This window comes from Streptomyces sp. NPDC051738 (assembly GCF_044453205.1).
GTDB lineage: Bacteria > Actinomycetota > Actinomycetes > Streptomycetales > Streptomycetaceae > Streptomyces.
Window position 1 is genome coordinate 157412 of record NZ_JBITCM010000019.1, and the last position, 15171, is coordinate 172582.

Genomic DNA, 15171 nt, shown 5'->3' on the forward strand with positions numbered 1-15171 from the left:
GGAAGGTAGGTCGGGGCGGTCTCGGTTTTCCTTAGACCTGACCCGAACCCTGCCCCGCCGGGGCGGGGTTCGGGTCAGTGCCCCTCGGACTCCAGGGTCCGCAGCCACTCCTCCATGAGCCGGGCGGTCTCGTGGGACCGCTCGGCGATGAGGCTCTGGTGGGTGGCGTCGATCATGCGGGTGGTGTGGGCGGGCACGGGCGGGGCCTCGTCGCCGCGCTCGACCGCGGGCATGGAGGTCGTGCAGCGGATCAGCAGGCTCGGCACGCCGGTCTTGTAGCGTTCCGCGCCGCCGGTGGTCATCCGCAGGAACCACTGGGCCATCGCCGAAAGGCGGGCGCTGTCGAGCTTCACGGCGGGCTTGTCCATGTCGGCGAGGTAGTTCTCGTGGAAGAGGTCCCAGTCGACGCCCTCCCCCGCCTTGTACTCCAGACTGAGCGTGTCGAGCAGGATCAGGCCCTCGGGCCGGATGCCCCAGGTCTCCTCCAGTACGCCCGCCGCGCGGTAGGCGAAGGTGCCGCCCATGGAGTAGCCGACGAGGACGAACGGCTCGCCCTCGCTGGCCAGCAGGGCGCTCTCGGCGATGAGCCGTACCGCGACCTCGCTGTCGGCGGGCAGTGCCTCTCCCTCGGCGAAGCCCAGCAGGGGCAGCGCGCTGACGTGCCGGCCGCCTCGGAACGGGGCGGCCATGCGGGCGTACTGGTGCACACCGCCGGTGGCGCCGGGCGCGCTGACGCAGATCAGCCGGGGTAGCGCGGGTCCCTCGGCGAGCGTGACGGGCTGCGGCAGTTCCGGTACCTCGGCCGTGAGCTCGACCTGGGGGCGGGTCGCGGCGACCGCCATCAGCAGCCGCATCGCCTCGAGGGTCTTGCCGTTCCTGACGGTGTCGAAGAACAGGTTGACCACCGAGTCGGGGGCGCTCTCGCGGGCGTTCGCGGTGAGCGTGCCGGGGCCGGTGGCCGCGCGGTTGCCGAGGGCGGCCAGCTGGCCCCGGAGCCATTGGGCGAGCCGGGCGGGGGTGCGGTGGTCGAAGACGGCGGACGTCGGCACCCGCAGCCCGAGGGCCTCGCCGAGCTGGTTGCGCAGCTCCAGGGCGATGAGCGAGTCGAAGCCGAGGGTGAGGAACTCGCGGTCCGGGTCCAGGGGCCCGTCCTCGCGTCGGCCCAGCAGCACCGCGGAGGTCTCCACGATGAGGTCGGTCAGCGCCTTGTGCTGACCGGCGGCGTCGAGCCCGGCGAGCCGGTCGCGGAGCGTGGCGAAGGACCGCGTCGCGGTGGCGGCGGTGCGCCGGGTGCCCCGCAACAGGCCGCGCAGCAGGGGCGGTACGTCGCCGCCGGCGTGGGTCCGGTCGATCCGCAGCGGCACCAGGTGGGCGTCGTCGCGGGCGAGTGCCGCGTCGAAGAGGGCGAGCCCGAGTTCGAGGCCGAGCGGCGGTGTCCCGGAGCGTTCCATGCGCTGTACGTCGGTCTCGGTCAGCCCCGCGGTCATGCCGGTGCGGCGGGCCCAGAACCCCCAGGACAGGGAGGTGGCGGGCAGCCCCTGTGCCCGGCGGCGGACGGCGAGGGCGTCGAGGTAGGCGTTGGCGGCGGAGTAGCCGGCCTGGGCCTGACTGCCGAGGACGCCGGAGACCGAGGAGTACAGGACGAACGCGGCGAGGTCCATCTCGCGGGTGGCCCGGTGCAGCTGCCAGGCGCCGTCGGCCTTGGGGCGCAGGACGGCGGAGACCCGCTCGGGGGTGAGCGCGGGCAGCACGCCGTCGTCGAGGGCACCGGCGGTGTGCACGACGGCGGTCAGCGGGTGCTCCGCGGACACTGCGGCGAGCAGCGCGTCCACGGCGCCCGCGTCGGCGACGTCGCAGGCGGCGACGGTCACCGAGGCACCGGCGGCGGTGAGTTCGGCGCACAGCGCGTCGGCGCCGGGCGCGGCCTCGCCGCCACGGGACGCCAGCAGCAGATGGCGTACGCCGTGCCGGGTGACGAGGTGCCGGGCGAGTTCGCCGCCGAGGCCGCCGGTGCCGCCGGTGATGAGGACGGTGCCGTCCGGGTTCCAGTCCGCGACACCGCCGGTCCGGTCGGCCGCATCGGCCCGGGCGAGCCTGGGCACCCGCGGCCGGCCCCCGCGGACCGCCCACTGTTCCTCCTCGGCCACGAGCAGCGCGGGCAGGGCCGTGGCGGAGGTGTCCGCCTCGTCGAGGTCGACCAGGACGAAGCGGCCCGGGTTCTCCGACTGGGCGGAGCGGACGAGGCCCCACACGGCGGCGGCGGCCGGGTCGGTCAGGTCACCCCCGTCGGGGGCGACGGCGCCACGGGTTACGAGCAGGAGCCGCGAGCGGTCGAGCCGCTCGTCGGCGAGCCACTCCTGGAGCAGCGTCAGTACCCGGGAGACGGTGTCGTGTACCGCATCGGGTGCTTCGCCGCCGGTGACGGAGACGAGGAAGCCGTGCGGGACGGGCCCGTTGTCGCCGTCCTCGCCGATCGCGGCGGCGAAGGTCTCGGCGTAGGCGACCACGCTCTCCCCCGCCAGGGCCAGCGCCTGGCCGAGGCCGTGGCCGTCGTCGCCGACGACGGCCCAGCGGGCGCCCACTGGTGCGGTCAGGTCGGCCGGCGCGGGCTCCCACGCCAGGTGCAGCAGGGACTCGCGCGGGTCGTCGGCCGGGGTGGCGGCGGGCCGGTCGGTGCCGGCGCGCAGGGTGAGGGTGCCGACGGTGACGACGGGGTCGCCCTCGACGTCCGTCGCGGTGATGGCGAGGGTGTCGGGTCCGGTGCGGACGATGCGGGCGCGCAGCACGCCGGCGCCGGACGCGTGCAGGGTGACGTCCTGCCAGCTGAACGGCAGTGTCCGCTCATGGTTCTCCTCGCCCGCGTGGACACCGGCGTGCAGGACGGCGTCCAGGAGCGCCGGGTGCAGCCCGAGGCCCTGGGTGCCGCCGGCCGGTTCGGGCAGGACGACTTCGGCGTACGCGTCGTCGTCGAGCCGCCATACGCCGCGCAGCCCTTGGAAGGCGGGCCCGTAGTCGAGGCCGGCGCGGGCGTAGCGCTGGTAGATGTCGGTCACGTCGACCTCGGTGGCGCCGGCGGGCGGCCACTCGGTGGTGTCGAGGAGGGCCGGGGTCACCGGCTCGCGGGAGAGGACGCCGGTGGCGTGCAGCTGCCAGGGTGCGTCGCCGCCGGCCGGCCGGGAGTGGAACCGTATGCCGCGCCTGCCCTCGTCGTCGGCCGCGTCGACCCGGACCTGCACCTGGACGGCGCCACGTTCGGGCAGGACGAGCGGGGCGGCGATGGTGAGTTCGTCGACCCGGCCGCAGTCGGCGGCGTCTCCGGCCCGGACGGCGAGTTCGAGGAATCCGGTGCCGGGGAAGAACACGGCGCCGGACACCCGGTGCTGTCCGAGCCAGGGCTGTGCGGACAGGGACAGGGTGCCGGTGAGGACCAGGTCGCCGGAGTCGGCGACGGTGACGGCGGCGCCGAGCAGCGGGTGCCCGGTGGCGTCGAGGCCGGCGCCCGACACGTCCGTGGTCACGGCCGCTGTGGTGGGCCAGAACCGCTGCCGCTGGAAGGCGTACGTGGGCAGGTCGACGACCTTGGCCCGGCCGAAGCCGCCCGTGGCCGCCCAGTCCACGGGGACGCCGCGGACGAAGGCCTCGGCGAGGGAGGTGAGCAGCCGCTCCGTGCCGTCCTCGCCGCGCCGCAGCGTGCCGACGGCGACGGCGCGGGCGCCGGCCGACTCGGCGCACGACTGGACGGCACCGGTGAGCACGGGATGCGGTGAGCACTCGACGAACCGCCTGCAGCCCTGGTCGAGCAGCGCGCGCACCGCGTCGGCGAACCGCACGGTCCGGCGCAGGTTGCGGTACCAGTACTCGGCGTCCGTCGCGGCGGTGTCGAGGCGTTCGCCGGTGACCGTGGACAGCAGCGGGATCCGCGGGGCACGCGGGGTGACGGACGCGAGGTCGGTGAGCAGGTCGGCGTGCAGATCCGCCACATGGTCGGAGTGCGAGGCGTAGTCGACGGCGATGCGCTTGACACGGACGCCGTCGGCGGTGAGCCGGCCGAAGAACTCGTCGAGCGACTCGGCGTCGCCGCTGACGACGACGGCGTCGGGGGCGTTGACCGCGGCCAGGGACAGCCGCCCGTCCCACTCGGCGAGGCGCGGCTCGACGTCGGCGGCGGGCAGCGGGACCGCGACCATGCCGCCGCGTCCGGCGAGCCGGCGGGCGATGGCCCGGCTGCGCAAGGCCACGACGCGGGCGCCGTCGGTCAGGGACAGGGCCCCGGCGACGACGGCCGCGGCGATCTCGCCCTGGGAGTGTCCGAGGACCGCGTCCGGGGTGACGCCGTGCGCCTCCCAGACCGCGGCGAGCGCGACCATGACCGCCCAGGTGGCGGGCTGCACCACGTCCACGCGGTCCAGCGCGGGGGCGCCGTCGGCGCCGCGCAGGACGTCGACGAGGGACCAGTCGGTGAACTCGGCGAGGGCGGCGGCGCATTCGGCGATCCGCGCGGCGAACACCGGGGACTCCTCCAGCAGCAGGGCCCCCATGCCGGCCCACTGGGCGCCCTGCCCGGGGAAGACGAGGACGGTACGGCCCTCACCGTCGGCGGTGCCGCGCACCACACCGGCGGCCACCGTGTCCCCCGCGGCGAGCGCGTCGAGCCCGGCGAGCAGCTCGTCCCGCCCGGTACCGACGACGACCGCGCGGTGCACGAAGGCGGCCCGGGTGGTGACGAGGGAGTACGCGATGTCGGCGGGGTCGTGGGTGAGGTCGGCGACGAGGGCGGCGGCCTGGCCGCGCAACGCGCCGGGCGTCCGGGCGGACAGCACGAAGGGCAGCGGCCGGTCGGCCGGCGTGGTCGGCGCGGCGAGGGCCGCATCGTCCGTCCTTGAAACGACGGGGTCCGCTTCGGTTGGGGCGGCGAGGGCCGCGTCGCCCGTCGTTGGAGCCATGTGGTCGGCCTGTTCGAGGACGACGTGCGCGTTGGTGCCGCTGATGCCGAACGAGGACACGCCGGCCCGTCGCGGCCGCCCCGTGTCCGGCCAGGGGACGGCCCGCTCCAGCAGGGCCACCGGGCCGGTCGACCAGTCGACGTGCGACGACGGCGTCTCGACATGCAGGGTGGGCGGCAGGGTGCCGTGGCGCAGCGCCATGACGGTCTTGATGACGCCGGCGACTCCGGCGGCGGCCTGGGTGTGGCCGATGTTGGACTTCACCGAGCCGAGCAGCAGCGGCCGGGCGCGTTCGGGGCTGCCGAACACCGCCATCAGGGCCTCGGCCTCGATGGGGTCGCCGAGCGTGGTGCCGGTGCCGTGGGCCTCGACGGCGTCGATGTCCGCGGGCGTGAGTCCGGCGGTGGCGAGGGCCTGCCGGATGACGCGCTGCTGGGAGGGGCCGTTGGGGGCGCTGAGCCCGTTAGAGGCGCCGTCCTGGTTGACGGCGGAGCCGCGCACCACGGCGAGGACGCGATGGCCGTGGCGTTCGGCGTCGGACAGCCGCTCGACGACCAGGACGCCGGCTCCCTCGGACCAGCCGGTGCCGTCGGCGGCGTCGGAGAACGCCTTGCAGCGGCCGTCGCCGGACAGACCTCCCATGGCGGTGAAGCCGGAGAAGCTGGAGGAGCTCGTCATCACGGTGACACCGCCGGCGAGGGCGAGTTCGCACTCGCCGCCGCGCAGCGCCTGGGCGGCCAGATGGAGGGAGACCAGGGAGGAGGAGCAGGCGGTGTCGATGGTGGCCGCCGGGCCCTCCAGGCCGAACACGTAGGCGATCCGGCCGGACATGACGCTGGCCGCGAGGCCGGTGCCCAGGTGGGTCTCCATGTTCTCGGCGGACCGGGCGACGAGTTCGGCGTAGTCCTGGCCGTTGGTGCCGACGAAGACGCCGGTGCGGCTGCCGCGCAGGGTGTGCGGGTCGATGCCGGCCCGTTCGAAGGCCTCCCAGGTGGTCTCCAGCAGGACGCGCTGCTGCGGGTCCATGGCCAGGGCCTCACGCGGGCTGATGCCGAAGAACTCGGGGTCGAAGTCGGCGACGTCGCGCAGGAATCCGCCCTCGGTGGTGGCGCTGTGCCCGCGGCCCGAGCCGGCCAGGACATCGAGGTCCCAGCCCCGGTCGGTCGGAAACGGTCCGACGGCGTCCCGGCCGCCGACGACCAGTTCCCACAGGTCCTCCGGGGACCGCACGTCACCGGGGAAGCGACAGGCCATCCCGACGATCGCGAGGGGTTCGTCGGTGACGGCCCGGGCGACGGGCAGCGGTGCCGGCTCCTGGGACGGTTCGCCGAGCAGCGTGTCGAGGAGATGCTCGGCGAGCGTCCGGGGGCGCGGGTGGTCGAAGAGCAGGCCGGCCGGGAGCGGCAGGCCGGTGACGCGGGCCAGCCGGGTGCGCATTTCCATCGAGGTCAGCGAGTCGAAGCCGAGGTCCTGGAAGGGCTTGTCGGGCCGGATCGCGGCGGGGTCGGGGTGGGCGAGGACGGCGGCGGCCTGGGTGCGCACCAGGTCGAGCAGCAACGGCAGCCGCTCCCCGGGGGTCGTCGCGTGCACCCGGTCCCGGAGCGCACGGCGGGCCTCCGCACCGGCGGAGCGGGAGGTGCGGGCGGTGCGCAGGGCCTCCTGGCCGGCGGGGAGCGCGGCCAGGGCGGGCGAGGGACGGAGGCTGAACAGCGCCTGGAGGAACGGCGGGTGCTGGAGGTCGGCGATCACCGTGACGGGGTGCGGTTCGGCGACGAGTTCGGCGAGCGCGGTAAGGGCAGCGGCGGGGTCAAGCAGCGTGGCCCCGGAGGCCCGCTCGGTGTCCTGGAGCCCGGCGGCCATGCCGCCGCCGTCCCAGGCACCCCAGGCGACGGAGGTGGCGGGCAGTCCTTCGGCCCGCCGCCGCTGCGCCAGCGCGTCCAGCACCGTGTTCGCGGCGGCGTAGTTGCCCTGCCCCGGATTGCCGACCGCACCGGCCACCGAAGAGAACAGCACGAACGCCGACAGACCGTGCTCCCGCGTCAACTCGTCCAGGAGCAACGCGGATTGGACCTTCGCGCGGAAGACCTCCGTGAACTTGTCAGGCGTCAGCCCGTCCAGCACGGCGTCGTCGAGCACACCGGCGGCATGCACTACGGCGGTTAGCGGCACGTCGGCCGGGATCGCCTCCAGCGCCGCCGAGAGCTGGGAGCGGTCGGCCGTGTCACAAGCGGCGATGGTCACCCGCGCACCGAGTCCGGCCAGTTCGGCCTCCAACTCCTCAGCGCCCGGCGCCTGTCGTCCCCGTCGGCCGAGCAGCAGCAGATGCTCGGCCCCCTGCCGCGCGGCCCATCGGGCTACATAACCACCCAGGGCACCCGTACCGCCCGTGATCAACACCGTCCCGGACGGCTCCCACACCGGCGCCTGCTCCACACCCGGCACCGGCACGAAACGACGACCGAAGGCACCGGCGCCCCGCACGGCGAGCTCGTCCTCGTCACCGGGAGCGGTGAGGACGGCGCCGAACCGACGCAGTGCGGCCTCGTCCGGCTCCCCGGCCAGGTCGATCAGGCCACCCCAGCGGTCGGGGTACTCCAGCGACGCCACCCGGCCCAGACCCCACAGCGCGGCCTGCGCGGGATCGACAGGACCGTCCCCGGGCCCGGTGCCGACGGCGCCGCTGGTCACCGCCCACACGGGTGCGGTGAGTCCGGCGTCGTCCAGGGCCTGCAGGAGCAAAGCCGTCGCAGGCGCCCCGGCGGGGACCTCGCCGGAAAGCGTGGTGGTGTCGGCGGCCAGCAGGGACACGATCCGCGTGACGTCCGCATCGTCGGGTTCCGTGAACTGCCGCAGTCGCTTTGTGAGTTCGGCACGATCGGCGGTGTCCACGACGAGCGTCGCGGTGTCCGGTCCGAGCGCGTCGATGACGGCGTGGGCCCAGGGCGCGACGGTCCCCTGCGCGGGAAGGATCGCGAGCCAGGTGCCGTCGCGACGGCCCGTGGCCGTGCCGGTCAGCGGCTGCCAGGTCTCGCGGTGGCGCCAGGAGTCGACAGTCGTCCGCACCCGGCTGCGGCTACGCCACGAGGACAGCGCGGGAACGATCGCGTCGAGCGCGTCCGGCGCCACGTCGAGCCGTCCGGCGAGGGCCTGAATGTCCGCACGCTCCACGGCCGCCCAGAACTCGGCGTCCACGCCGGAGCCCTGCGGTGTCGGCTCGGCGGCCTCGGGCCAGTACCTGGCGCGCTGGAAGGGGTAGGTCGGCAGGTCGACGCGGCGGGCGCCGGTGCCCGTGAAGAGCGCGGGCCAGTCCACCGGAACGCCGGAGGCGTACAGCCGGGCGAGTGCCGTCAGGGCGGCCGTCTCCTCGTCACGGTCCCGCCGCAGCAGCGGCACGGCATGCTCGACCAGAGGCGTGAGGACGGCGTCCGGACCGACCTCCAGGAAGTGCCGCACACCCGCGTCGACAAGGACCCCCAGACCGTCGACGAACCGGACGGTCTCCCGGACATGCCGCACCCAGTGGTCGACGGATCGTCCGTCACCGCCGGGCAGATTGGAGACGAACCGCAAGGTGGGCTCGCCGAAGGCAACCCCGGCCAGGGCGGCGCGGAAGTCGTCCAGCATCGGATCCATCAGCGGCGAGTGGAAGGCGTGACTGACCGACAGCCGCGACTGCCGCCGCTCACCCAAAGCCGCCAGAACCCGCTCGACACCCTCCTCTGTGCCCGAAAGCACCACGGCACGCGGCCCGTTGACGGCTGCGAGGTCCACATCATCCGTCAGATACGGCAGTACCTCGTCCTCGGCCGCCTCCACCGCGACCATCGCACCACCCGCGGGCAGCGCCTCCATCAACCGCGCCCGCGCCGACACCAGCACACACGCATCCCGCAGCGACAACACCCCAGCCACATGCGCCGCCGCAATCTCACCCACCGAATGACCGGCGACGTACTTGGGCCTGACGCCGAGCGACTCGACGAGCCGGTACAGGGCGACCTCCACCGCGAACAACGCCGGCTGCGCGACACCCGTACGCTCCAACGCGGCAGGATCATCGCCCCACATCACCTCCCGTACTCCGGGACCGAGTTCGTCGAGTACGGCGTCCAGCGCGTCGGCGAACACCGGGAAGCGTCCGTACAACTCCCGGCCCATGCCCAGCCGTTGGGCACCCTGCCCGGAGAACAGGACGGCGAGGGGACCGGGCTCGGCGACGGATCGGGCGGCCTCGGTGAGTCCGTCGGCGGTGGCGAGCAGGACGGCCCGGTGAGGGAAGGCAGAGCGGCTGACGGCCAGGGAGTGGCCGACGTCCACGGGCCGGTGGCCCTCGGCGTGGGCGCGGATCCGGTCGAGCTGGGCGTCCAGCGCGCCCTCGCCGGTGGCGGTGACGGGCCACGGCACCACGCGCGGCGTGACGGTCGTTTCCTGCTGCTCGGCCTCCGGCTCCGGGGCCTGTTCGAGGACGACGTGGGCGTTGGTGCCGCTGATGCCGAAGGACGAGACGCCGACGCGGCGCGGGTGCCCGGTGTCGGGCCAGTCGGTGTTGGCGGTGGCGACCTCGACGGCGCCCATGGACCAGTCGACGTGCGACGAGGGCACGTCGGCGTGCAGGGTGCGGGGGACGACGCCCTGGCGCAGGGCCATGACGGTCTTGATGAGTCCGGCGGCGCCTGCGGCGGCCTGGGTGTGTCCGATGTTGGACTTCACCGAGCCGAGCAGCAGCGGCCGTTCACGATCCTGACCGTACGTCGCCAGCAGCGCCTGTGCCTCGATCGGGTCACCCAGCCGCGTCCCGGTACCGTGCGCCTCGACCGCGTCCACCTCCGCGGCCGACAGCCCCGCCGACGCCAGCGCCTGCCGGATCACCCGCTGCTGCGACGGACCGTTCGGCGCCGTCAAACCGTTGGACGCACCGTCCTGGTTGACCGCGGAGCCACGCACGACGGCGAGGACCGGGTGTCCGTGCCGCACCGCGTCCGACAGCCTTTCGAGTACGACCACGCCGACGCCCTCCGACCAGCCGGTGCCGTCGGCGTCGTCGGAGAAGGCCTTGCAACGACCGTCTTCGGCGAGACCGCCGTGGTGGCGGAAGCCCGCGAAGGCCGCGGAGGTGGTCATCACCGTGACACCGCCGGCCAGCGCGAGGGAGCACTCGCCGCTGCGCAGCGCCTGCGCCGCCAGATGCAGCGACACCAGCGACGACGAGCACGCCGTGTCGACGGTGACCGCCGGGCCTTCGAGGCCGAAGACGTAGGCGAGTCGGCCGGAGATGACGCTGGCCGCCAGCATGACTCCGCGGCCCTCCATGTCCTTGGCGCGGGCGAGGAGGTGGTGGTAGTCGACGGCGTTGCTGCCGACGAACACGCCGGTGCGGCTGCCGCGCAGTGAGGTCGGGGCGATACCGGCCCGTTCGAACGCCTCCCAGCCGGTCTCAAGGAGCAGCCGCTGCTGCGGATCCATCGCGACGGCCTCGCGCGGGCTGATGCCGAAGAACTCGGAGTCGAAGTCGGCGGCGTCGTGCAGGAAGCCGCCCTGGCCCTGGATCTCCCAGCCACGGTCGGTGGGGAACGCGGAGATGGCGTCGGTGCCGGAGGCGACCAGCTCCCACAGCTGCTCGGGGGTCTGGACGCCGCCGGGGAAGCGACAGGCCATGCCGACCACGACGACCGGGTCCTCGGCGGTGTCGGCGGGCTCGGCGGCGGGCAGCGGGCCGTCCGACTCGTCCTGGCTGCCGAGGAGTTCGGCGACGAGGTGCTCGGCGAGGGTGCGGGGCCGGGTGAAGTCGAACAGCAGGCTGGCGGGGAGGGCGAGACCGGTGGCGCGGGCCAGCTGGTTGCGCAGCTCCATCGAGGTCAGGGAGTCGAACCCGATGTCGTGGAAGGCGCGTTCGGCGTCCACGGACTCCGCTGCGGCGTGGCCGAGGACGCCGGCGGCGTGCGTGCGGACCAGATCGAGGAGGAGCGGGACACGCTCGTCCTCGGGGGCGGCGTACACCTTGCGGCGCAGGACGGAGGCGGCGGAGCGGGTGTCGTCGCGGAGACTGCGGGCCTCGGTGCGGGCCTCCGCGGCGGCGGGCAGGGCGCTGAGGGCGGCGCAGGGCCGGATGCTGAACAGCATCCGCAGGGTGTCCCGCTGCTGGAGGTCGGCGACGACCGTCACGGGTGCGGTGTCGACGGCGAGTTCGGCGAGCACGCCGAGGGCGAGCCCGGGTTCGAGGGCGGTGGTGCCGGTCTCGCGCAGCGCCTCGGTCATCCCGGCGGCCATGCCGCCGCCGTCCCAGGCACCCCAGGCGACGGAGGTGGCGGGCAGTCCTTCGGCCCGCCGCCGTTGCGCCAGCGCGTCCAGCACCGTGTTCGCGGCGGCGTAGTTGCCCTGCCCCGGATTGCCGACCGCACCGGCCACCGACGAGAACAGCACGAACGCCGACAGACCATGCTCCCGCGTCAGCTCGTCCAGCAGCAACGCGGGGCTGACCTTGGCGCGGAACACGGCGCCGAAGCGCTGCGGGGTGAGGCCGTTGAGCACCGCGTCGTCCAGGACGCCGGCCGCGTGCACCACCGCGGTCAGCGGCACGTCGGCGGGGATCGCCTCCAGCGCCGCCGAGAGCTCGGCGCGGATCGCCGTGTCGCACGCGGCGATCGTCACCCGCGCGCCCAGCGCGGTCAGCTCGGCCTCCAACTCCTCCGCGCCGGGCGCCTGTCGGCCCCGCCGGCTGAGCAGCAGCAGGTGCTCGGCCCCGTGCCGCGCCGCCCACCGGGCCACGTGAGCGCCGAGCGCACCCGTGCCACCCGTGATCAGAACCGTGCCGGACGGCTCCCACACCGGGGCCTGCTCCGCACCCGGCGCCGCGAGAAGGCGACGCCCGAAGACTCCGGCGCCCCGTACCGCGACCTCGTCCTCCTCGCCAGAAGCGGCGAGGACAGCAACGAGTCCGCGCAGTGCGGCCTCGTCCGGTTCCCCGGGCAGGTCGATCAGGCCACCCCACCGGTCGGGGTACTCCAACGCCGCGACCCGGCCCAGACCCCACAGCGCGGCCTGGAGTGGCCGTACGGTCTCGTCGGGCGAGACGGCGACCGCGCCACGGGTGGCGGCCCAGATCCGGGTGCGGATCCCGGCGTCGTCCATGGCCTGCAGCAGTACGGCGGTGTCGACGAGGCCGACCGGGACGCTGGTCCAGCGGGTGGCGTCGGTGCCCGCGAGCAGGGAGAGGACGCCGGTGAAACGCGTGCCGTCGGCGCTGAGCCGGGAGAGCTCCTCGGCGAGTTCGCCTCGCGCGGGCCGCTTGCCGAGTCTGATGGACACGGTGTCGGGGCCGAGGGCGGCGGTCACCGCGTCCAGCCAGGCGCCGTCGGTGTCGGGCCCGTCGAGGGGCAGGACGACCAGCCAGGTGCCGGACGGCCCTGCCGAGGGCGTGGTGGGCAGCGGCTGCCAGGTCTCGCGGAAGCGCAGCGCGTCGGACAGCGACCGGGCGCGGCGCTTGCTGCGCCAGGCGGACAGCGCGGGGACGACGCCGCCGAGCGCCTCGGTGCCGATGTCCAGGCGTGCGGCGAGCGCCGCCAGGTCCTCGCGTTCGACGGCGGCCCAGAAGTCGGCGTCCACGCCGTCGCCGTCGCCGTCGCCGGACGGGAGTACGGCGTCAGCGGGCTCGGGCCAGTAGCGCTCGTGCTGGAAGGCGTAGGTCGGCAGGTCGACGCGGCGGGCGCCGGTGCCCGTGAAGAGCGCGGGCCAGTCCACCGGAACGCCGGAGGCGTACAGCCGGGCCAGCGCCGTCACGGCCGCCGTCTCGTCGTCGCGGTCCCGCCGCAACAGCGGAACGGCATGCTCGACCAGAGGCGTGAGGACGGCGTCCGGGCCGACCTCCAGGAAGTGCCGCACACCCGCGTCGGCAAGCGCACGGACGCCGTCGGCGAACCGGACGGTCTCCCGGACGTGCCGCACCCAGTGGTCGACGGATCGTCCGTCACCGCCGGGCAGATGGGAGACGAACCGCAAGGTGGGCTCGCCAAAGACAACCCCGGCCAGGGCGGCGCGGAAGTCGTCGAGCATCGGATCCATCAGCGGCGAGTGGAAGGCGTGACTGACCGACAGCCGCGACTGCCGGCGCTCACCCAACGCCGCCAGAACCCGCTCCACACCCTCCTCAGTGCCCGAAAGCACCACGGCACGCGGCCCGTTGACGGCTGCGAGCGCCACATCGGCACCGAGCAGCTCACGCACGTCGCCCTCGGAGGCCTCGACCGCGACCATCGCACCACCCGCGGGCAGTGCCTCCATCAACCGCGCCCGCGCCGACACCAGCACACACGCATCCCGCAGCGACAACACCCCAGCCACATGCGCCGCCGCGATCTCACCCACCGAATGACCGGCGACGTAGTCGGGGGTGACGCCGAGCGACTCGACGAGCCGGTACAGGGCGACCTCCACCGCGAACAACGCCGGCTGCGCGACACCCGTACGCTCCAACGCGGCAGGATCGGCGCCCCACATCGCGTCCCGTATGCCGGGCGGCAGTTCGGCCAGCACCTCGTCGAGGGCCCCCGCGAACACCGGGAAGCGGCCGTACAACTCCCGCCCCATCCCCAGCCGTTGGGCACCCTGCCCGGAGAACAGCACGGCGAGCGGCCCGTTCCGGGCCTCGCCCCGGGCCACTTCGACCGGCTGCTCCCCCGCGGCGAGCAGCACCGCGCGGTGCTCGAAGGCCGAGCGCGCGGTGGCCAGGGAGTAGCCGATGTCCACCGCCGGACAGCCCTCGGCATGGGCGCGGATCCGGTCGAGCTGATCGTCCAGCGCGGCCTCGGTGCGGGCGGACACGGGCCAGGCAACGACTCCGGGGGTGGCCGTCGGGGGCGCCTCCGCGGTGTCGGCCGGGCTGTGCTGCTCGACGATGACGTGGGCGTTGGTGCCGCTGATGCCGAAGGACGACACGCCGACGCGGCGCGGGTGCCCGGTGTCGGGCCAGTCGGTGGCGGCGGTGAGGAGTTCGACGGCGCCCTCGGTCCAGTCGACGTGGCCGGAGGGGCGGCCGACGTGCAGGGTGGGCGGCAGGACGCCGTGCCGGAGGGACATCACGGCCTTGATGAGTCCGGCGGCGCCTGCGGCGGCCTGGGTGTGTCCGATGTTGGACTTCACCGAGCCGAGCAGCAGCGGCCGTTCACGATCCTGACCGTAGGTCGCGAGCAGGGCCTGTGCCTCGATGGGGTCGCCAAGCCGCGTCCCCGTGCCGTGCGCCTCGACCGCGTCCACCTCGGCGGCCGACAGCCCCGCCGACGCCAGCGCCTGCCGGATCACCCGCTGCTGCGACGGACCGTTCGGCGCCGTCAACCCGTTGGACGCACCGTCCTGGTTGACCGCGGAACCACGCACGACGGCGAGGATGCGGCGGCCGTTGCGCACGGCGTCCGAGAGCTTCTCCAGTACGACGACGCCGATGCCCTCCGACCAGGTGGTGCCGTCGGCGTCGTCGGAGAAGGCCTTGCAACGACCGTCGGCCGCGAGGCCGCCCTGGACGTCGAAGCCCGCGAAGGCGGCCGGGGTCGTCATCACCGTGACACCGCCGGCCAGCGCGAGGGAGCACTCGCCGCTGCGCAGCGCCTGCGCCGCCAGGTGCAACGACACCAGCGACGACGAGCACGCCGTGTCGACGGTGACCGCCGGGCCGACCAGGCCGAGGACGTAGGCGACGCGGCCGGATATCACGCTGGCGGCGAGGCCGGTGCCGGCGTGTCCGGACAGGTCCTCCTTCGCGGTGTGCACGAGACGGACGTAGTCCTGGCCGTTGGTGCCGACGAAGACGCCGGTCTGGCTGCCGCGCAGCGAGGCCGGGGCGATACCGGAGCGCTCGAACGCCTCCCACGACGTCTCGAGGAGCAGACGCTGCTGCGGGTCCATCGCGAGCGCCTCGCGCGGGCTGATACCGAAGAAGCCCGCGTCGAAGCCGTCGACGTCGTCGAGGAAGCCGCCGCGGCCCTGGAGGTCCCAGCCGCGGCCGGCGGGGAACGCGGAGATGGCGTCGGTGCCGGAGGCGACCAGCTCCCACAGCTGCTCGGGGGTGCGGACGCCGCCGGGGAAGCGACAGGCCATGCCGACCACGGCGACGGGCTCGTGGCGTCCCGACTCGGCCTCGTCGAGACGCCGCCGGGTCTCGTGCAGGTCAGCGGTGACGTACCTGAGGTACTCGACGAGTTTTGCTTCGTCCGGCATGGTCAATGCCCTTTCCTCGGTG

At 74.4% G+C, this 15171-nt stretch carries 1 protein-coding gene; it reads right to left on the reverse strand.

The window, feature by feature from the left end; all coding sequences use genetic code 11:
• Positions 1 to 74: 74 nt before the first annotated feature.
• Entirely contained in the window at positions 75 to 15149 is a 15075-nt protein-coding gene (locus tag ACIA8X_RS35705) for a type I polyketide synthase (RefSeq protein WP_399460038.1), read from the reverse strand.
• Between the last annotated feature and the right edge of the window lie 22 nt (positions 15150 to 15171).

What these genes read in the sequence shown, in the direction of transcription:
- ACIA8X_RS35705 (WP_399460038.1), bottom strand. Translation starts at nt 15,149, where the DNA reads ATGCCGGACGAAGCAAAACTCGTCGAGTACCTCAGGTACGTCACCGCT.